Genomic DNA, 20,232 nt, shown 5'->3' with positions numbered 1-20,232 from the left:
GCTCGCGGACCGTCAATAAAGTGCTGGGAGCGCTACCACCGGGAATGACGCCCCAGGTACGCATATCCGAAACCTTTCGGATACACTTCCGGCCATGCCAGCGAAAAGGCGGGTGACGATCGCCGTAATCGCCCAAGAGGCGGGTGTGTCGGTCCCCACGGTGTCCAAGGTCATCAACGGCCGTCCGGAGGTCGCTCCGGAGACCCGGCAGCGCGTCGAACGCCTGTTGCACAAGCACGGCTACCAGCGCCGGGTCAGCCCCGGCGACGGCCCCGTCGGTCTCATCGACCTGGTGTTCGCCGAGATAGAGAGCCCCTGGGCGATGGAGATCGTGCGCGGCGCCGAGACGGCCGCCCGCGAGTCGGAGTCCAGCGTCGTCATCTCCGTGCTCCACACCCACGCCGGGCCCGGCCGCGACTGGCTGGAGCGCATCGCCTCGCGCCGGACCGACGGCGTGGTCGTCGTCGCCTCGCGCCTGTCGTCCGGGCTCCAGAACCAGTTGTCGGCCCGGTCGATGCCGTTCGTCGTGGTCGACCCCGAGGGTGAGCCGGCTGGTGGCGTCGCCTCCGTCGGCGCCACCAACTGGCACGGCGGCCTGGCCGCCACCCGGCATCTGCTGGAGCTCGGCCACCGCCGGATCGGGATGATCGGCGGCCCGGCCGACATGCTGTGCAGCCGGGCCCGCATAGACGGCTACCGGGCCGCCCTGGAGACCGCCGGGGTGGCCGTCGAGCCGGGCCTGATCCGATACGGCAGCTTCCTCGCCGACGCGGGTCACGACCACGGTCATGCCCTGCTGTCACTGCCCGACCGCCCGACGGCCATCTTCGCCGGCAGCGACATGCAGGCCTTCGGGGTGTTCGAGGCGGCCCGGCAGCGCGGGCTGCGAGTGCCCGAGGACCTCAGCGTGGTCGGCTTCGACGACCTGCCGCTGGCCCAGTCGGCGTGGCCGCCGCTCACCACGGTCCGCCAGCCGCTCCAGGACATGGCCGAGCTGGCCACCCGGATGGTGCTGGCGATGGGCCGCGGGGAACACCCCGAGGCCCGCCGCGTCGAGCTGGCCACCGATCTGGTGGTCCGCGAGAGCACCGCGCCGATCACCCTTTAGTCGCCCCCGCCGTGAGGCCGCCGATGAGCTGCCTCTCGGCGACCGAGTAGAAGGCCAGCGCCGGGATCATCGCCAGGACCACGTACGCGAGGATCTTGGCGGTGTCGGCCGAATACTGGCCGGTGAACTGCTGCACGCCCACGGGGAGCGTCCACCAGTCCTTGTCGTTGAAGACCACCAGCGGCAGGAAGAAGTTGTTCCAGCTGTTGACGACGGCCAGCACCGACACCGTGGCCAGCGCGGGGCGGGCCATCGGCAGCAGGATCCGCCAGAAGAACCCGAACGGCGTGCAGCCGTCGAGGATGGCGGCCTCCTCCACCTCGTGCGGGATCGACCGGAAGAACGACCGCAGGATGATGATCGTCAACGCCAGGCCGAAAGCCGCCTGGGGCAGGATCACCCCCAGCGGGTTGTTCAGCAGGCCGAAGAACCGCAGGATGATGAACAGCGGCAGGATCGCCACCGCGAACGGGAACATGAGCCCGGCCGCGAAGACGGTGAACAGCAGCTCCCGGCCCCGGAACGCGAAGCGGGCGAACACGAACGCCGCCAGGGCGGAGACCGCGACGGTGATGAACGCCGTGGTCAGCGCGATCAGGGAGCTGTTGAACACCTGCCGCCAGAAGTCCGACGAGGCGAGCACGTTCGTGTAGTTCTCCGGCACCCACGGCGCCGGCAGCCCGATCGGGTTGTTGGCCAGCTGCTGGTTGTCCTTGAACCCGCCCAGGATCCCGTAGACGATCGGGACGAGGATGAACACGCCGATGATGACGACGATCGTGTGCAGGGCGATGGGCCTGAGGACCCGCCCCGGCGTGGTCCGGCGTTCCCGCGCGTGGACGCTCATCGGCGGCCACCTCCCATGGTCGTGGTGGCCCCGTCGAGGTCGCGCCTGAGCACGAACCGCTGGTAGCCGATGGCGAAGACCAGGCTGAGCGCGAACATCACCACGCTGATCGCGCTGGCGTAGCCGACCTGGAAGCGTTTGAAACCGAAGTCGTACATCGTCACGCCGAGAGTCTCCGACGCGTGCACGGGACCGCCCCCTGTCAGCACGTACACCAGGTCGAAGAGCTGGATGGTGCCGATCACCGACAGGAAGACCGTGATCCGGATCGTCGGGCCGAGCAGCGGCAGCGTCACGTAGCGGAACACGTGCCAGGGGCCGCACCCGTCGATCTGGGCCGCCTCGGTGAGCTCCTTGGGGATGCTCTGCCGTCCGGCCAGATAGAGGATCATGTAGAAGCCGAAGTACTTCCATGTGATCACGACGAACAGCGAGGTCATGACCGTGTCGGGCTCGGACAGGAAGCTCGACTCGCCGAGGCCCAGGAAGCCGAGGACCTCGTTGGCGAACCCGCGCTCCGGCGACAGCAGCATGCTGAACAGCACGGCCGCGATGACCTCGCTGAGCACGTACGGCATGAAGAACAGCAGCCGGTAGAGGGCCCGCAGCTTCATCTTCTGGTTCAGCAGCAGCGCGATGGCCAGGGCCAGCGGCAGCTGGACCACCAGCCCCAGCACGATCAGGAGCGCGCCGCGCCGCAGGTCGCCGAGGAAGATCTCGTTGTCGAACAGCCGGGTGAAGTTGTCCAGCCCGACGAAGTTCTTCGGCAGGAGCCCGAAGCCGTTCCATTTGAAGACGCTGGAGTACATCGCCAGCAGGATCGGCGCCAGCACCAGGAACGAGAACAGCAGCACGCCGGGGAGCAGGAACAGGATGATGGTGATCCGCTTACGCGCCTTGCCCCGGCTCTTGGGCCTGTGGGGCTGCGGCGGGGGGATCAAGCGTCGCGGGACCGGAGAGGCCGTGACGGCGCTCTCCGGTCCTTTCGTCGTCTTCACGCCGCGACTACTCCGACTGCGCGGTCTCGGTGATGGCCTTGACCACTTCTTCCGGCGACTTGGTCCCGGCGATCAGCTCGGCCACGCTGTCGTTGACCTGCGCGCCGACGGCCGGCGGGTAGGCCTGGTCGAGGTAGAGCTGGAAGCCGGTGGCCTTGGCCAGCACGTCGACGACCATCTTGCCGCGGGGGTCGGTGACGGCGTCCTCGGTGCCCTTGACGACGGGCAGCAGGGCGCCGGTGGCGATCTCCTTGCGGGCGTTCTCCGCCGACAGGATGAACTTCAGGAAGTCGGTGGCCTCCTTGGGGGCGTCCACGCCGACGGCGAAGCCGCCGCCGCCGCCGAGCGCCTCGGTGGCCGCGCCCTTGCCGCCCTCGACCGAGGGGAAGGGGAAGAAGCCGAGCGCGTCGCCGAGGTCACCGGCGGTGTCCTTCTGGACGGTCGGGGCCCACTGGCCCATCAGCTCCATGGCGGCCTTGCCGCCACCCATCGCGGCGGCCTGGCCGTCGGGGGTGTCGTAGGGGGCGCCCAGGAAGCCGTTCTGGAACGGCTTGAGGTCGGCCAGTTCCTTGAGCTTCTGACCGGCGGCGATGAAGTCGGGGTTCTCGAACGACTTGGCGGACGCCGCCTCCTGGAGCGCGGGCAGACCGGCGATGCGCATCGCGAGGTAGGTCCAGTAGTAGTGGCCGGGCCACTTGGCCTTGCCGCCCAGGGCGATCGGGGTGATGTTGGCGGCCTTCAGCTTGTTGACCGCGTCGAGGAACTCGGTCCAGGTCGCAGGCGGCTGCTCGATGCCGGCCTTCTTGAAGAGGTCCTTGTTGTACCAGAACCCGACCATGCCGATGTCATAGGGGACGCCGTAGGTCTTGCCGCCCAGCTGGTAGGCCGCCAGGGCGGCCGGGTTGAAGGTGCCCGACCAGTCGGCGATGTCGGCGGTGATGTCCTTGGCGATGCCGCCGTCGGCCTGCTGCTGGAGCACGCCGCCGCCCCACGTCTGGTAGATGTCCGGGCCCTCGCCCGACTGGGCGACGGTGGTCATCTTGGCCTTGAAGGCCTCGTTCTCCAACGGGTTGATGTTGATCGTCACGTTGGGGTGGGCGGCCATGTACTCCTTGGCCATCGCGTCCCAGACCGGCAGCATGGGCTCGATGTTCTGAATGTGCCACCAGTCGATGACGACCTTCTCCTGCGCCGCCTGCCCTCCACCGGGCGCGGGCGTCTCCTCGGCTCCGGATCCGCAGCCTGCGAGTAACAGCGCGGCAGCAGCCGCCGTCACCACTGCGCGTCGTGTCAACGACATATCGGTGGTTCCTTCCGTCCCGGGAATGCACTGCAAGAAACTTTCGATGAAGTTCCGATAGTTTCCCTTGATGGCAGGGAGGTTACATCGCGTTTTCCATGGGATCAACGGCCGTTGTGGAGCTGTTACTCGGCCCTTGCCGCTAGGGTGCTGCCGTGGTCCGGGCGGAGATCACGTGAAAAAGCGTGCAATCCCCCATCAAGTGCGGATATTTGGCAGTGAGGTCGACGGGTGCCCGGATGGAAGACGGCGGTGAGCCTGATCGCGGCTTCCGTCACGCTCATGGGACTTTCAGCACCCGCGCTCGCGGGCGCGCGCGAAAGCGGCGTGCGAGAGGGCGTCGAGGAGCACCCCTGCCCGGCGCCGGTCCCGGCCGGCACCACGTGCGGCTACCTGCTGGTCCCCGAGCGGCGCGACGCCTACCGGAGCGACACCGTCAGGGTGGGGTTCGCGGTGCGCCGGGTCGACTCTCCCGCCGGCCCGCCGGTGGTGTTCACCAACGGCGGCCCGGGGATGTCCTCCATCCAGCTGACCGGGACGATCGCCGCGATCGCGCCCGACCGTGACGTGGTGGTCATGGAGCAGCGCGGCGGCGCCTTCTCCGAACCGCGCCTGGAGTGCCCCGAGATCGTCACCGGCGCGCTCAAGGAGCTCACCTCCACCGGGCCGGCCAAGGGCGACATGGCGCTGGCCGCGCGCGCCTGCCGGGCCCGGCTGACCAGCGACCTGCGCGGCTTCCGCACCCAGGAGATCGCCGCCGACGTGGTCGAGCTGCGCCGCACCCTCGGCTACGACAAGTGGAGCCTTTTCGGCGTCGGCTACTCCACCCGCATGATGCTGCTGGCCGCCGCCATGGACCCCGAGGGCACCGCCTCGGTCGTGCTCGACTCCTACCTGCCCGAGTCCTACGCCGTCTACGACGAGGCCCCGGCCGCCCTGCGCTCCATGGCCGACCGGCTCGGCGTGGCCGGCCGCTACGACCAGATGGTCCGGAACCTCAACGCCGAACCGGTCAGCCTGGCCACCCGCGACCCGCTCACCCGCGCCCGCGTCGAGGTCTCCCTGTCCGGCGACGACGTGGCCACCCTGCTGGCCGAGTCGGTCTCCGACCCCGAGGTGCTGCCGATCCTGCCGGCGCTGATCGACGGCCTGGCCGACGGGCAGACCGACCTGCTGTCGCCGCTGGTCGACGCCGCCGCCGCGACGATGACCGGCCGCGAGTGGGGCCTCTACTACTCCGTGCAGTGCCAGGACGAGTGGCCGTCCAACCAGATCCGCTCCAGGGCCCTGTTCACGGTGTTCAACGACGCGACGACGTGCGCCGAGTGGCGGCTGCCCGCCTCCGGCGAGGAGGGCGCGCTGACCCAGTCGCCGGTGCTGGTCCTGGCAGGCCAGTACGACCCGGCGATCCCCGCCGAGAAGGTCCGGACCGCCAGCGAGAAGCTGCCCGCCGCCCGGTTCCAGGAGTTCGCCGGGGTCGGCTACGGCGTCTTCGAGGTCAGCGATTGCGGCCGGAAGACCATCGGGGCGTTCCTGGCCGACCCGGCCGCGCCAGCGCCCTGCGACCCGGCGAAAGCGCCCCGCGCCCTGGTCGAGCCGGGCGACGTGCACCTGACCCCGGCCGGCTACACCACCACCGGCTTCCCATGGGCGGTCGCGCCGCTGGGCGCGTTCGCGCTGCTGTCGCTGTTCCAGGTGGCGGGCGGGGCGATCACGGTGCGCCGGGGCGGGCTGCTGACCCTGCTGGCCGGGCTCGCCGGGGCGGCGTTCTGCGCCGTGGCGGCGTGGAGCGTGTGGGCGGTCTCCGACCGGGTGGCGTTCACCGTCGGCATCCCGCCGATCATCTTCTGGGCGAGCCTGCTGCCGATCGCGGCGACGTGCCTGTCGGTCGTGGCGGCGTTCCGCGACCGGGCCCCCGGGGTGCTCATCCTGCCCGCGGCGACCGGGCTCATCTTCACCGCCTGGCTCATCGGATGGGTTCTCTGACGCTTTTCCGACTCACGGCGTTGACGCGCGCGCCGTGAAACCTTTACGTTACCCGCAACGAAAAGTCTCGGTAATCTTGTGAAACTTTCGGAAAGCGGGTTCCCGCATGTCTCGACGTCACAAGGCGCTCTTCGTTCCACTGCTGATCCTCCCCCTCGTCGCTTTCACTCCCGAGCGCGCGGGCATCGACGTGCGCTCGTGGTCGGTGAAGCAGCGGATCGACGGGTTCGGTTTCTCCCAGGCGTTCCGGCGTAACGAGCTGGTGCGCGCGCTGTCGCCCGAGAAGCAGCGCGAGATCCTGGACCTGTGGCTGAGCCGGTCGAAGGGCGCCGGGTTCAGCATCCTGCGCCTGGGCATCGGCTCCTCGCCCGCGGGCAGCCCCTACGACCTCATGGTCTCCATCCAGCCGGAGAACCCCGGCGGCCCGACCGCCAAGCCCAAATACGTCTGGGACGGCGACGACGGCGGCCAGGTCTGGCTGGCCAAGGAGGCCAAGCGCTACGGGGTCGAGCGGTTCTACGCCGACGCGTGGAGCGCGCCGGGCTACATGAAGACCAACGGCAGCGACAGCAACGGCGGCGAGCTCCTGCCGGAGTGGCGCCAGGCCTACGCGGACTACCTGGTGCAGTACGCCAGGTTCTACGCCAAGGAGGGCATCAGGATCACCGACCTCGGGTTCACCAACGAGCCCGACCTGACGGTCTCCTACGCCTCGATGCGGTTCACCCCGCAGCAGGCCGCCGACTTCGTCAAGGTCCTCGGCCCGACGGCGGCCAGGGCGGGCATCAAGGTGGCCTGCTGCGACGCCGCCGGATGGTCGGAGCAGCGGCAGTTCACCGAGGCCATCGAGGCCGACCCGGTCGCCCGCAGGTGGGTGGCCACGCACACCGGCCACCCCTACGTCAGCCCGATCGACGGCCCGCTGCCGACGGACAAGCCCGTATGGATGTCGGAGTGGTCGCCCAACGGCGACACCTGGAACGAGAACTGGGACGACGGCAGCGGATACGACGGCTTCGCGGTGGCGCAGCAGATCCACGACTCGTTCACCACCGGCAACGTCAACGGCTACGTGTTCTGGTTCGGCGCCTCCCGGGGGGCCACCCGGGGCATGCTCCAGATCGACGAGGCGACCGGGACCTACCGGATCTCCAAGCGCTTCTGGGCGCTGGCCGCCTACAGCCGCTTCATCCGGCCCGACGCGGTCCGGGTCGACGTCACCGCGGCCGACCCCGCGCTGAAGGTCACCGCCTTCCGCAACAGGGACGGCTCGGAGGTGGTCGAGATCCTGAACACGGCGGCCACCGAGATCCGCACGAAGATCAACACCAGAGCCGGAAGGGCGACCGTCCACCTGACCGACGGGACGCGCGACCTGGCGGAGACACCACTGCCCGGCCGGGGTCCGAACAGGAACCTCACCCTGGCCCCGCGTTCTCTCACGACGCTCGTCGTGAGGTGAGACGCCCGGGCGGGCGCCCCTGGGAGCGTGGGCGCCCGCCCGGGTCACCAACACAACAGGAGGTAGGGCCGGATGATCCGGGTCGCCGTCGTCGGGACCGGTGGGATCGCCGGCGTCTGCCATCTTCCGGCGCTGCGCGCCCAGGCCCACCGGGCCGAGGTGGTCGCGGTCGCCGACGTCGACCGGGCCCGAGCCGCCGTGTTCGCGAGGGAACACGGCATCCCGAGCTTCCACGGATCGGTCGCCGAGCTGCTCGACCAGGCCCGTCCGGACGTGGTCCATCTGTGCACGCCGCCGGGCGGACACGCCGTCCAGGCGATCGAATGTCTCAAATCGGGCGCTTGGGTGTGGATCGAGAAGCCCGCATGTCGTTCACTTGCTGAGTGGGACGCCATCACCGCCGCCGAAGGGCCCGGCTACGCCTCCGTGGTCTCGCAGCACCGCTTCGGCTCCGGCGCCCGGCACCTGAGGGAGATCGCCCCGCTCCTCGGCCGCCCGGTGGCCGCCCTGTGCGTGACGGCCTGGTTCCGCGACCACGACTACTTCCAGGTCCCGTGGCGGGGCCGGTTCCGGACCGAGGGCGGCGGCCCGACGGTCGGCCACGCGATCCATCAGATGGACGTCATGCTCTCGGTCCTCGGCGACTGGACCGAGGTGAGCGCGATGACCGCGACCCTCGACCGTGACGTCGAGTACGAGGACGTCGCCATGGCCACGGTCCGCTTCGCCTCCGGCGCGCTGGCCTCCGTCGCGACGAGCCTGCTCTCCCGCCGTGAGGAGAGCTACCTGCGCTTCGACTTCACCGGCGCGTCCGTGGAACTCCGTCATCTGTACGGCTACCGCAACGAGGACTGGACCGCCACGACCGACCTGTGGCAGCCCCCCGACGACGTGCCCAGCTCCCACGAGGCCCAGCTGAGCGTGCTGCTCGACGCCTACGAGAAGAACGAACGCCCGCCCATGAGCGCCCGCCAGGGCCGGCAGGCCCTGGAACTGGCGACGGGGATCTACGCCTCGGCCCACCGGAGGCGGCCCGTGACCCGGGCCGAGCTCACCCCCGACGACCCCTTCTACCACCGGCTGGACGGCGGCGCATGGACGAGCTGATCTACGACGAACGCGGCGTGGAGATCCTCCGCTACGTGTACGACGACCGCGACACCGACGTCTTCGAGTCCCCCAAGCCCTACTTCCACCCGATCAGGACCCTCGAGGGCGACCTGGTCACCGCCTTCCGCCCGCACGACCACCGCTGGCACAAGGGCCTGGCGATGACGGTCTCCGACCTGTCGGGTGAGAACTTCTGGGGCGGCGGGACCTACGTCCGCGAGTCGGCGGGCTACGTCGACCTGCCGAACACCGGCACGATCCGGCACGACGGCTTCGACCGGCCGGGCGCGCAGCGGCTGAGCTGGCACACCCAGGCCGGCGAGCACTGGGTCGACGAACTGCGCGAGTTCCGGGTCACCGACGTCGAGGACGACTCGTGGGCGCTGGAGTTCACCACCACCCTGCGCAACGTGCGGGGCGCGGACCTGGTGTTCGGCAGCCCGACGACCAACGGCCGTCCGACGGCGGGTTACTGCGGCCTCTTCTGGCGCGGCCCGCGCTCCTTCGAGAACGGCGACGTGATCGCCGAGACGGGGGAAGGTCCTGAGATGATGGGCCGTACCTCCCAGTGGCTGGCCTACGTCGGCCGCCACGACGGTGTCGACCGCTCGTCGACGCTGCTCTTCCAGGCCCCCGCCCCGGTCACGTGGTTCGTGCGAACGACACCATTCGCGGCGGTCAACCCCTCGATCGCCTTTGACGAGATTGTTAACCTGCCGCGTGGAGAGAGCATGCGGCTGGGCTATCGCGTCGTCGTCTGCTCGGGGGGCTGGGACAGATCCCGGCTGGCCGCGTACGTGAAGGAGCACCCATGTTCGGCATAGGCGTCACCGCCCTGAGTGTCTACGACTGGCCCGCCGCCGACGGCCGGTGCGGCGGTTCGCCCCACCTGCACACGCTGTGCGCGGAGGCGTACGTCGTGGTCGCCGGCACCGGGTCGGTGCAGACCCTCACCTGGGAGGGTTTCCAGGAGACCCCGCTGGCCCCCGGGGCGGTGGTGTGGTTCACCCCGGGGACCGTCCACCGGCTCGTCAACGACGGCGATCTGAAGATCGTCGTGGTCATGCAGAACAGCGGCCTGCCCGAGGCGGGCGACGCCGTGTTCACCTTCCCCAACGCGGTGCTGACCGGTGACTACGACCGGGCCGCGGGGATGGCCCCGCGCTGGCGGCGCGACCTGGCGTTAGAGGGCTTCCGGCAGCTCAAGGAGGCCGGGCAGCCGGGCTTCGAGAAGTTCCTGGAACACGCCGTGCGCCTGGTCGGCGGGCGGCTCGACGACTTCGAGGACCTGTGGCGGGAAGGCCCGCTCAAGGCGGTCGAGGACACCGAGAAGCAGCTCGCGTCGCTGCGCCGGGGCGACTACGACTATCTGCGGGAGGCCCGCATCACCGAGGCGTCCGGCGAGCCGCGCGACGGCATGTGCGGGCACCTCTTCACCTATCCCGGCTAAGCGAGGCTTAAGAGCGGCTTAAAGCAGTACTATCAGGAAACTTTCTTAAAAGAACGCATTGACTCACCTGATCACGCGGCTTAGGTTCACGGTCATCGGGGCGGAACGATCCTGCCCGCCGAGGCGTCCGGGCCGCGTGAGAAAGGTGACGCTCACGCGGCCCGGGCTTACCCTGCCAATCGTGCGATTTCTCACCGTCTCGCTGGTGCTCCTGGCCGCCGTGCTGTGGCCGGTCCCGGCGTCGGCCCACAACGTCCTGAAGGGCAGCGACCCGGCCGAGGGCGCGTCGGTCCCCCACCTCGACCGGGTGACCCTGACCTTCGACCAGCCCGTCCGCGCCGACTTCGCGAAACTGGCCCTCACCGGGCCCGACGGGGCGCGCTACGACGCGGGCCTGACGGTCCGCGACGAGGTGGTGACCGCGACGGTGAAGCCCCTGACCACCGGCGGGGCCTACGTCATCGGCTGGCAGATCGTCTCCAACGACGGCCACCCGGTGTCGGGGACGATCAGGTTCACGTACACGGGCGCCGGGGCGGCCCCGGCGGGAGCCGCGGCGACCCTCGCGCCCGCGCCCGGCGCGGTGTCGGCGCCGATCCCGGCCGCCTCGGGCGGCAGCTGGGTCTGGGGCCTGATGGTCTTCGCGCTGCTGATGCTCGGACTGGCCACCTGGGTGCTGCACCGCCACGAGTCGCGGCCCCGCCACGCCGGGACGACCCCTCCCGCCCACGACCGGACCCTCGCGTGAGTCGCGCCGCCCGCCCGCACCCCGCCCCCGACAGGACCGCCGCATGACCCTGCTCGACTCCCGCCCCGCCGCCGCCGACCGGCGGCTGCGCGCGCTGCCCCTGGCGGGGCTGACCGGCGCCGGGCTGACCGCCGCCGTGGTGGCCACCTGGGCCACCCTCCCCGAACCCCCCTTCGGGCTGCCCACAGCGGGCCCCTGGGTCGAGTTCGGGCTCCCGGTGACCAGGTTCGTCCTGGACGTCGCCGCGCTCGTCACCGTCGGTCTCAGCCTCTTGCCGAAGCTGCTCGGGTTCGACCATCCCGAGGCCACCGAACCGGCCGCGTCCCGGGCCCGCCGCTGGGCCGTCTACTCGGCGGTCGTGTGGGCCTTCGCGGCCCTGGTCTCGACGCTGCTGAGCGCCGCCGAGGTGATGCCGGGCCGCTTCCCCGACGTGCCGCTGTACGTGGACGCGATCGGCTCCGGCCAGGGCCTGGTGGTGAGCGGGGCGGCGGCCGTCTTCAGCGCGGCCATCGGGATCTTCGCGGTCAGGTTCGGCGAGAAGGTCCCCGCCGAGCTGCGCGTGGGCGCGGCGGTGTTCGGGCTGCTGCCGCTGCCGGTGACCGGGCATGCCTCGAACTGGTACTGGCACGACCTGAGCATGGTCGCGATGGAGCTCCACGTCATCGGCGCGGCCCTGTGGACCGGCGGCCTGCTGGCGGTCGCGCTGCTGCTGGTGTCCGACCGCGAGCTGCTGGGCCGCACCCTGCCGAGGTTCTCCAGGCTCGCCACCACCGCGCTGCTCGTGGTCAGCCTGTCAGGGTTGTTCACCGGGCTCGTCGAGCTGCTGCTCTCCCCCGCGGAGGCGTTCCCGGCCTCGCTGGTGACGACCCACTACGGCCTGCTGGTGGTCGTCAAGACCGTGCTGGCCGGGGTGATCGCGCTGCTGGCCGCCAACATCCGGTGGCGGCTGCTGCCCGGCGTGACCGCCCGCCGCCCGACCGCTTTCGCGGCCTGGGCGGCGGTCGAGCTGACCGTGCTGGGCCTCGCCTACGGCGTGGCCGTGGTCATCACACGGACGGGCGGCTGAGCCGTCTCCCGGCGAGCTCGACGACGAGCCACGCCACCGCGAGGCCGCCGAGCGCGTAGGGCCACGCCCAGGGGGCGTAGGGCGGCGCGATGAGGTAGGCCTCCTGGAGCCAGAGCCCCCCGAACACCCCGCCGGTGACGAGCAGCGCCCCGGCGGCGACCCGCACGTACGCCTGCGGCACCAGGAACGCCAGGTCGACGCAGATCGCGCCGAGGAGCAGGAAGAACGGGATCGCCGAGGTGGGGAAGCCGATCCCGGCCAGCAGCGGCCAGATCACCATCCGGTAGGCCAGGTAGCCCGCCGCGATGAGCGTCGCGGTGAACCGGTAGCCGGTCGCCTTCCGGGCCGCCACCAGGATGGCCATGCCGACGATCCCGGCCCACAGCGAGTAGACCTGGTCGGGCACCGGCAGCGCGAAGTTCTGCACCGCGATCAGGTCGACCGGCCGCCCGAGGTCCTCGGCCGCGAAGGCGAGCAGCGACGGCTCGGCCTCCGGCTCGCCCCGGATCCAGGCGGCCAGGCCGATGACCCCGTACTCCTGGTGCTCGCTCGGGAAGATCGCGTTCTCCAGGAAGAAGCCGAACAGCGCCGCCAGCACGACGGTCCGCCGGCGGCCCGGCTGCGCGCCGACGTACCACCCCCGGATCACCCCGGCGATCATGAACGCGGTGCCGATGAACAGCAGCGCGTGGGACGGGCTCCACGCGGTGATGTCGAGGCCGTTGACCTTGTGGTTGATCAGGTCGAGCGGGATGGCGACCAGGAAGGTGCCGGTCCCCCACAGGATCAGCCGCTGGGCCGCCTTGTCGACGCCGTAGCCGGTGTACCAGTGCACGATGGTCAGGCCGACGACGATCATCGTCCCGACGGTGTTGATCAGATGGGGCGGCGCGAGGTCGTCGCGCAGCCAGCGGAAGTGCCACGAGACGTCCCAGGACGCCCCGAGCACCTTGAGCGCGAACGCCACCAGCCAGGCCGTGTAGATCAGCCGGAAGACGTCGGGAGGTGTCGGGCGGCCGGGCAGGCCACGCGACCAGAGGGGCAGGCCCCAGGCCACGACCTGGCGGGGCACCCGCGTGAGCATCGTTGTTCCAGTCGCCACGCGCGAATTGTGCCGTTCCCTTTACTCACGGCGCAATCAAACGATGAGGTGAGCAGATGAATCTCGACCGCAAGGCAGCCCTTCTCGGCGGGCAGGACATGTGGACGCTCCCCGCGGCGCCCGAGATCGGCCTGCCCTCCCTGGTCACCTCCGACGGTCCGATCGGGGTCCGCGGCGCGCGGTGGATGGCCGGCGACCCGGCCCTCGCCCTGCCGTCGCCGACCGCCCTGGCCGCCACCTGGGACGTCGGCCTGGTCCGCCGGGCCGGCGAGGTGCTGGCCGCCGAGTGCCGCCGCAAGGGGGTGCACGTGCTGCTGGCCCCCAGCGTCAACCTGCACCGGACGCCGCTGGGCGGGCGGCACTTCGAGTTCTTCTCCGAGGACCCGCTGCTGACCGGCGAGATCGGCGCGGCCTACGTGGCCGGGGTGCAGTCGGGCGGGGTCGGCGTGACGGTGAAGCACTTCGTGGCCAACGACTCCGAGACCGAGCGGATGACCGTGGACGTCCAGGTGGACGAGCGCACCCTGCGGGAGCTCTATCTGGCGCCGTTCGAGCTGGTCGTGCGCAAGGCCGCGCCGTGGGGCGTGATGGCGGCCTACAACGGGGTGAACGGGGTCCCGATGTGCGAGCACGCCGGGCTGATCGAAGGAGTGCTGCGCGGCGAGTGGGGCTTCGACGGGATCGTGATGTCCGACTGGACCGCCGCCCGCGACGCGGTCAGGTGCGCGCTCGGCGGGCTCGACCTGGCCATGCCGGGGCCGGGCAGCGTCTACGGGGAGCCGCTGGCGCGGGCGGTGCTGGAGGGGCTCGTACCGGAGGAGATTCTCGACCTCAAAGTGGCCCGGCTGAAGGCGCTGTTCGCCCGGGTCGACCTCGCCGATCGCGAGTCCGAGGACGGCGCGGCGTTGGCCCGGGAGATCGCCGCGCGGTCGTTCACGCTGCTGACCAACGACGGCGTGCTGCCGCTCGACCCCGGCCGGAAGGTGGCGCTGATCGGCGGACCGGCCGCCGACCCGCGCGTCACCGGCGGCGGGAGCGCGATGGTGTTCCCCGACCACACCGTGTCGCCGCTGGAGGGCCTGACGGCCGCCGGGGTCGACGTCGCGTACAGCCGGGGCGCCGACGCGAGCGCGACGGTCGCCCCGGCCGTCATGGCGGCGACCGCGACCGCCCGCGACGCGGCGGGCCGGGTGCTCGGCGAGTTCCCCCTCAAGGACGGCGCGCTGCTGTGGCTCGGGACGCTGCCGGTCCCCTACGAGGAGCTGCACACCGTCGAGATCAGCGGCGTCCTGGACGCGGCGCCCGGCTGGAACACCCTGGCCGTCCAGGGGGTCGGCCGCTTCACGCTGGAGGCCAACGGCAGGACCCTCTTCGACGGCGCGGTCCGCCCGGACGCCGACGACCCCCTGGCCGGGTTCTTCTTCCCGCCCCAGCACGAGGTCCTCGCCGACCTGCCGGGCCCCGTGGTGGTCAGCCTGGTCCACACGGTCCGGCACGCCCCCGAGCCGCCGTTCTTCGTCGGCTTCGCCCTCTGCCACCGCGAACCGCGCCCCACCACCGGCCGGATGATCACCCAGGCCGTCGAGGCGGCCCGGGAGGCCGACGTGGCGGTCGTCGTGGTCGGCACCTCGAAGGAGGTCGAGAGCGAGGGCTTCGACCGCACCTCCCTGAAACTGCCCGGCCGCCAGGACGAACTCGTCTCCCGGGTCGCCGCCGTCAACCCCCGCACGGTCGTCGTGGTCAACGCCGGGTCGCCGGTCGAGATGCCATGGCGCGACGAGGTCGCCGCGATCCTGCTGACCTGGTTCCCCGGCCAGGAGGGCGGCCACGCCCTGGCCGACGTGCTCACCGGCGCGGCGGAGCCCGGCGGCCGCCTCCCCACGACCTGGCCCGCCGAGCTCGCCGACTGCCCGGTGATCAACGTCACACCGGAGGAGGGCGTGCTCCGCTACGACGAGGGCCGGTTCGTCGGCTACCGCGCCTGGGACCGCCACGGGACCGCCCCGGCGTTCCCCTTCGGCCACGGCCTCGGCTACACGACCTGGTCCTACGACGAGATCGCCGTCGACGGCCTGGAGGTGACCGTCACCCTGACGAACACGGGCCCCCGGCCCGGCCGGGAGGTCGTCCAGGTCTACCTGGCCCCCGACGAGCCGGGCGACCGCCCGGCCCGCTGGCTGGCCGCCTTCACCACCTGCGCGGCACAGCCGGGTGAGACGGTCTCGGTCACCGTCGAGATCCCCCGCCGGGCGGTCGAGGTCTGGACCGAGAGGGGCTGGGAGGCCGTGCCGGGCGCCTACCGGGTCCTCAGCGGACTCTCAGTCAGCCCCACTAGGCTCAAGATATGACGTTTCTCGGGGGCCGGCGCGGCCTCGCCGTGCTGGCCGCCGTGCTCGTCGCCGTGGCCGCGATCGTGTGGCTGGTCTGGCCGTCCGACGGTCCGCCCCAGGGGGAGGACGTCGTGATCCCCGTCGTCGACGGGCCGGCCGACGACCAGAAGGTCCTGATCGACGCCTCCTACTTCGCGCCCGCTGGCGGCGGGAAGGCTCCGGCCGTGCTGCTCGGGCACGGGTTCGGCGGGAGCAAGGACAGCGTCCGCGACCAGGCCGGGCAGCTCGCCGAGCAGGGTTACGCCGTGCTGACGTGGTCGGCCCGGGGGTTCGGCCGGTCGACCGGGGAGATCGCGCTCAACTCGCCCGACTACGAGGTCAAGGACGTCAGGCAGCTGATCGACTGGCTGGCGAAGAAGCCCGGCGTGCTGCTCGACGCCGCGGGCGACCCGCGCGTGGGCATGGCGGGCGGCTCCTACGGCGGCGCGATCGCCCTGATGACGGCCGCGAACGATCCCCGCGTCGACGCGATCGCGCCGTCGATCACCTGGTACGACCTGGCCGACGCCCTCTTCCCCGAGGCGTCCGGCGCCGGTCCGGCCCAGGGCGTGTTCAAGAAGATGTGGGCCGGGATCTTCTTCAGCGCCGGGGGCTCGGGCCTCAACCCCTCGACGCAGGCCGACGGCCTGGCCCGGCTCCTCAGCGGCTCCTCGGGGCAGCCCGCCCCCGACGGCATCACCCCCGAGCAGGCGCAGTGCGGCCGGTTCCTGCCGGCGATCTGCACGGTCTACCAGGAGATCGCGGCCACCGGGAAGGCCACGCCCGAGGCGATCGAGCTGCTCCGCAGGTCGAGCCCGGTCTCCGTGCAGGGCCGGATCAAGGTCCCCTCGCTGATCATCCAGGGCCAGCGCGACTCGCTGTTCCCGCTCGGCCACGCCGACCTCAACGCCAAGGCCATCGCGGCCACCGGCGCGCCGGTCGAGGTCGCCTGGATCGCCGGGGGCCACGACGGCGGCGACGCCGAGGCCGACTTCGTCCTGGCCCAGACGCTCAACTGGTTCGACGCCCACCTGAAGAAGTCGGGCGCGGCCACGGGTGAGGGCTTCACCGTCTCGCGCGACGGCGGCCGCGACCCCGGCACCCGCCAGAACGTGCTGCTCCACGCCGAGGGCGCGGCCTACGCCGGGCTCGGCGGGACCGTGACGACGCGGCTCGACCTGCTCGGCCCCGACCAGGAGGTGGCCACGCCGCCCGGCGGCAGCCCGGCCGCGATCTCCTCGGTGCCCGGCCTCGGCAGCCTGCTCGGCGGCGGCGCGGGCGGCGGCGGCTCGGCGGGCGCCTCGCTCGACCTGCCGGGCCAGGTCGCGACCTTCCAGACCCGCCCGCTCGACACCGCGCTCACCGTGACCGGTTCGCCCACCGCCGAGATCAAGGTGTACGGCGAGGGCGAGGTCACCCTGTTCGCCAAGCTCTACGACGCCGCCTCCGGCCAGCTCGCGGTGCTCCCCGGCGGCCTGGCCGCGCCCCTGCGCGTGACCGCCACCCCGGCCGGCACCCCGGTGAAGGTCGCCCTCCCGGCGATCGACCGCCGCGTCGAGCCCGGCCACGTGCTGCGCCTGTCGGTGACCACGACCGACATGGCCTACGCGCTGCCGTCTCAGCCGAGCGTCCACCGGGTGGGGCTGGGCTCGACCACGCTGACGATGCCGGTCGACGCCGGGCTGGCCGCGCCGGTCACCGGGCCGGCCTGGTGGACGTGGGCGTTCCCGCTGGTGTCGGTCCTCGCGGCGGCGGTGATCCTGCTGACCGGACGGCCGCGCCGGGCCGCCATCGCGCCCGACGCCGCGCTGGCCGAGGTGCCGCTGGAGATCACCGGCCTGACCAAGCACTACAAGAACGGCCACCGGGCCGTCGACGACCTGTCGTTCCGGGTCGAGAAGGGCCAGGTCCTCGGCCTGCTCGGGCCCAACGGCGCGGGCAAGACGACCACGATGCGGATGATGATGGGGCTCATCCACCCCGACGAGGGCGAGATCCGCATCTTCGGCGAGAAGGTCGTGCCGGGCGCGCCGGTCCTGTCGCGGCTGGGCTCCTTCGTCGAGGGTCCCGGCTTCCTGCCCCACCTGACGGGCCGCGACAACCTGAAGCTCTACTGGCAGGCCACCGGCCGCCCGGCCGCCGACGCCCACATGGAGGAGGCGCTGGAGATCGCCGGTCTCGGCGCCGCCGTCGAGCGGCCCACCCGCACCTACTCCCAGGGCATGCGGCAGCGCCTGGCCATCGCCCAGGCCATGCTGGGCCTGCCCGACCTGCTCGTGCTCGACGAACCCACCAACGGGCTCGACCCGCCCCAGATCGCCGAGATGCGGCGGGTGCTGCGGGCGTACGCGACGAAGGGCCGGACCGTCATCGTCTCCAGCCACCTGCTCGGCGAGGTCGAGCAGACCTGCAGCCACGCCGTCGTGATGCACCGGGGCCGCCTGGTCTCGGCCGGGCCGGTGACCGAGCTGCTCAGCCGCGGCGCGCTCAACGGTTCCACCCGCCTGGAGGACGTGTTCCTCGACCTGATCGGAGAAAAGGCTTGACCGCGACCGGTTACGCGCCCGGGCGCACGCTCCCGCTCCGGGTCGAGTTCGTCCGCCAGTTCCGGCGGCGGCGCACGATGGTGATGTTCGCGCTGCTGGCGGCGCTGCCGTGGATCCTGGTGATCGCCTTCCAGTTCGGCCCGAACAACAACCGGGGAGGCGGCAACGGGCTGCGCATCTCCGACCTGGCGACCGAGGGCGGGCTGAACTTCGCCGCCTTCGCCCTGTCGGTGTCGGCGAGCTTCCTGCTGATGGTCGCGGTGGCGCTGTTCTGCGGCGACACGGTGGCCAGCGAGGCCAACTGGTCGTCGCTGCGCTATCTGCTGGCCGCGCCGATCCCGCGCGACCGGCTGCTGCGCCAGAAGCTGATCGTCGCGCTGACCTATTCGGCCGCCGCCGTGACGGTCGTGCCGGTGATGGCGGTGGTGGCGGGCACGATCGCGTTCGGCTGGCACGACATCCGGGTGCCCGGCACCGGCGAGCTCATCCCGGCCGCCGACGTGCTGCCGAAATTCGGAATCGTCATCCTGTACGCGATGGTCAGCAATCTGGTCGTCGCATCACTGGCGTTCCTGCTGTCCGTGAGCACCGACTCGCCGCTGGGCGCCGTCGGCGGCGCGGTCGGCCTGGTGATCGTCAGCACCATCCTGCAGGCCGTGGAGGCCCTCGGTGGCCTGCGGGAGTTCCTGCCGACCTTCTGGAACACCGCCTGGCTGGACGCCCTGGCGCCGGTGCCCGACTACAGCGGCATGATCAAGGGGGCCGCGGTCGCGGTGACGTACGCCGCCGTCCTGCTGGCCTTCGCGTTCCGCCGGTTCCGCCGCAAGGACGTCGTTTCCTGACATTGACAGTCCTCCGATTTCGTGTAGGAATCGATGGGACAAAAGGCTCAATTAAGCTCGGACGCTTTAATTAAGCGCAATCACGCCCACACAACTCACCGGGCCGAAAACTCCTGCGCTCCGGGACCGTGCCAATGCCGTCCCACTTTTGTCGGGCCCGGCCAGACGAACCGGAAGGACCTGCTCGTGACCAGCGTCGTTTCGTCGCCCCGGTTGGACGTCCCCTCGTTCTACTGTCCTTTCCCCTACGCCATCTCCCCCGAAGCCGATGAAGTGGACCGTGCCACGGTCAAATGGATGGATGATTTCGGACTCTTCCGATCAGCCGAGCAACGCGAATACCTGGCCGCCCAGCGCATCGGCCACTGCGCCGCGCTGGCGCTGCCCCACGGACGCGGAGAAGGGCTGCGCCTGGCGGCCGACTACGTCTTCTGGTTGTTCACCTTCGACGACATGTACTGCGACGAACGCGTGCACGACATGTCTCTCGACGCCTTCGTGCAGTTCGTCAGCAAACTCACCCGCATCGTCGAGGCGCCCACCGCGAGGATCCTCACCGACGACCCCTGGGCCGAGGGCCTGCGCGACATCCGGTTACGCCTGGAGAAGGCCGCGACCCCGGTGCAGCTCGCCCGCTGGGTCGAGGAGCAGCGCAAGTACCTGTTCGGGCTGATCTGGGAGACGGCCAACCGGCTGGAGGGCCGGATCCCGGCCGTCGACGACTACGTGACCATGTGGCTGAACGCCAGCGCCTGCGGGGCCAGCGTGATGTTCGTCGACATCAGCGCCGGCTACGAGGTCAGCGCCGATGACATGGCCGACTCGAGGGTACGGGCGCTCACCGAGATGGCCAACGCGATCATCGCCTGGGACAACGACCTGATCTCCTTCAACAAGGAGTCCTACCGCCAGCACCGCTACGGCTATCCGCAGATCCAGAACCTGGTCAGCGTGCTGACCTCGGGCGGCCTGTCGGTCGAGGAGGCCTCCGCCGAGGCGGTCCGCATGCGCGACCGGGTGATGACCCTGTTCCTCAAGGTCGGCGACGAGGTCCGCGCGGACGCCTCCCCCGCGCTCGGCCGCTACGTCCACGGCCTGGGCGAGTGGATCAGGGGCTATCTGGCCTGGGCGATGAGCACCGGCCGCTACCTCGACCCCCGCAACCCGACCGACCGCGTCGCGGCCGACCCGGTCGCGATGCCGGGATCATGGAAGGAGCGCGCCAGCGACGACCGCCTCGAACCCCTGCCGCTCCCGGCCATCACCTGGTGGTGGGACCAGCTGGCGGTCAGGTGAGG

The 20,232-nt window shown here is 71.1% G+C and carries 16 protein-coding genes; 12 read left to right on the top strand and 4 right to left on the bottom strand.

The annotated features are described in order from the left end of the window. Window positions 1–94 precede the first annotated feature (94 nt). A complete protein-coding gene (locus tag AW270_RS06750; RefSeq protein WP_061291810.1) occupies window positions 95–1,108 on the top strand; it encodes a LacI family DNA-binding transcriptional regulator in 1,014 nt (337 codons plus the stop codon). Here AW270_RS06750 and AW270_RS06745 read toward each other — a convergent pair. The 3 genes from AW270_RS06745 to AW270_RS06735 are packed head-to-tail and all read right to left on the bottom strand — an operon-like array spanning window position 1,098 to window position 4,253. Next, entirely contained in the window at window positions 1,098–1,955 is an 858-nt protein-coding gene (locus AW270_RS06745; RefSeq protein WP_061291808.1) for a carbohydrate ABC transporter permease, read from the bottom strand. The genes AW270_RS06750 and AW270_RS06745 overlap by 11 nt on opposite strands. Beyond that, a complete protein-coding gene (locus AW270_RS06740) occupies window positions 1,952–2,953 on the bottom strand; it encodes a carbohydrate ABC transporter permease (protein ID WP_061291806.1) in 1,002 nt (333 codons plus the stop codon). The genes AW270_RS06745 and AW270_RS06740 overlap by 4 nt, the downstream gene beginning before the upstream one ends. Window positions 2,954–2,960: 7 nt before the next feature. Then, window positions 2,961–4,253, bottom strand: coding sequence for an extracellular solute-binding protein (locus AW270_RS06735; RefSeq protein WP_061291803.1), 1,293 nt, complete (start codon window positions 4,251–4,253; stop codon window positions 2,961–2,963). Window positions 4,254–4,535: 282 nt separating this feature from the next. Between AW270_RS06735 and AW270_RS06730 the strand changes: the two genes are divergently transcribed. The 7 genes from AW270_RS06730 (at window position 4,536) to AW270_RS06700 (ending at window position 12,075) form a co-directional block, all read left to right on the top strand. Further along, window positions 4,536–6,239, top strand: a complete 1,704-nt coding sequence (locus tag AW270_RS06730; RefSeq protein ID WP_157521742.1) for an alpha/beta fold hydrolase — start codon at window positions 4,536–4,538, stop codon at window positions 6,237–6,239. 106 nt (window positions 6,240–6,345) lie between these two features. After that, window positions 6,346–7,701, top strand: a complete 1,356-nt coding sequence (locus AW270_RS06725) for a glycoside hydrolase family 30 protein (RefSeq protein ID WP_061291799.1) — start codon at window positions 6,346–6,348, stop codon at window positions 7,699–7,701. Between the two features lie 72 nt (window positions 7,702–7,773). Continuing rightward, window positions 7,774–8,808: a Gfo/Idh/MocA family protein gene (locus AW270_RS06720; RefSeq protein WP_061291797.1), complete on the top strand. Its 1,035-nt coding sequence runs from the start codon at window positions 7,774–7,776 to the stop codon at window positions 8,806–8,808. Continuing rightward, window positions 8,796–9,635: a DUF6807 domain-containing protein gene (locus AW270_RS06715; protein WP_061291795.1), complete on the top strand. Its 840-nt coding sequence runs from the start codon at window positions 8,796–8,798 to the stop codon at window positions 9,633–9,635. Before AW270_RS06720 ends, AW270_RS06715 begins: the two co-directional genes overlap by 13 nt. Continuing rightward, the gene (locus AW270_RS06710; RefSeq protein WP_061291793.1) at window positions 9,623–10,261 is read left to right on the top strand and encodes a cupin domain-containing protein; all 639 of its coding nucleotides are present in this window, start codon (window positions 9,623–9,625) and stop codon (window positions 10,259–10,261) included. The genes AW270_RS06715 and AW270_RS06710 overlap by 13 nt, the downstream gene beginning before the upstream one ends. Before the next feature lie 181 nt (window positions 10,262–10,442). Beyond that, on the top strand, window positions 10,443–11,009 hold the full coding sequence (locus AW270_RS06705; protein WP_061291792.1) for a copper resistance CopC family protein: 567 nt from the start codon (window positions 10,443–10,445) through the stop codon (window positions 11,007–11,009). Between the two features lie 43 nt (window positions 11,010–11,052). Continuing rightward, entirely contained in the window at window positions 11,053–12,075 is a 1,023-nt protein-coding gene (locus tag AW270_RS06700) for a CopD family protein (RefSeq protein WP_061291790.1), read from the top strand. Here the strand turns inward: AW270_RS06700 and AW270_RS06695 are convergent. After that, entirely contained in the window at window positions 12,056–13,177 is a 1,122-nt protein-coding gene (locus tag AW270_RS06695) for a hypothetical protein (protein WP_157521741.1), read from the bottom strand. The two genes, AW270_RS06700 and AW270_RS06695, sit on opposite strands and share 20 nt — an antisense overlap. A 56-nt stretch (window positions 13,178–13,233) precedes the next feature. Between AW270_RS06695 and AW270_RS06690 the strand changes: the two genes are divergently transcribed. The 4 genes from AW270_RS06690 to AW270_RS06675 all read left to right on the top strand — a co-directional run bounded on the left by AW270_RS06690 (window position 13,234) and on the right by AW270_RS06675 (window position 20,230). Continuing rightward, window positions 13,234–15,525, top strand: a complete 2,292-nt coding sequence (locus tag AW270_RS06690; protein WP_082801360.1) for a beta-glucosidase family protein — start codon at window positions 13,234–13,236, stop codon at window positions 15,523–15,525. Continuing rightward, window positions 15,522–18,092 (top strand): alpha/beta fold hydrolase, encoded by a 2,571-nt coding sequence (locus AW270_RS06685; protein ID WP_061291785.1) that lies wholly within the window; start codon window positions 15,522–15,524, stop codon window positions 18,090–18,092. Before AW270_RS06690 ends, AW270_RS06685 begins: the two co-directional genes overlap by 4 nt. Next, window positions 18,089–18,934, top strand: coding sequence for an ABC transporter permease (locus AW270_RS06680; protein ID WP_061291783.1), 846 nt, complete (start codon window positions 18,089–18,091; stop codon window positions 18,932–18,934). The genes AW270_RS06685 and AW270_RS06680 overlap by 4 nt, the downstream gene beginning before the upstream one ends. 297 nt (window positions 18,935–19,231) lie before the next feature. After that, complete coding sequence (locus AW270_RS06675; protein WP_061291781.1) at window positions 19,232–20,230, top strand: terpene synthase family protein; 999 nt, start codon at window positions 19,232–19,234, stop codon at window positions 20,228–20,230. Window positions 20,231–20,232 lie beyond the last annotated feature (2 nt).

Origin of the sequence: Herbidospora cretacea, assembly GCF_001570605.1 — a bacterium.
GTDB lineage: Bacteria > Actinomycetota > Actinomycetes > Streptosporangiales > Streptosporangiaceae > Herbidospora > Herbidospora cretacea.
Note: the sequence above shows the minus strand (reverse complement) of the source record. Positions and strands in the feature narration are given on the sequence as shown.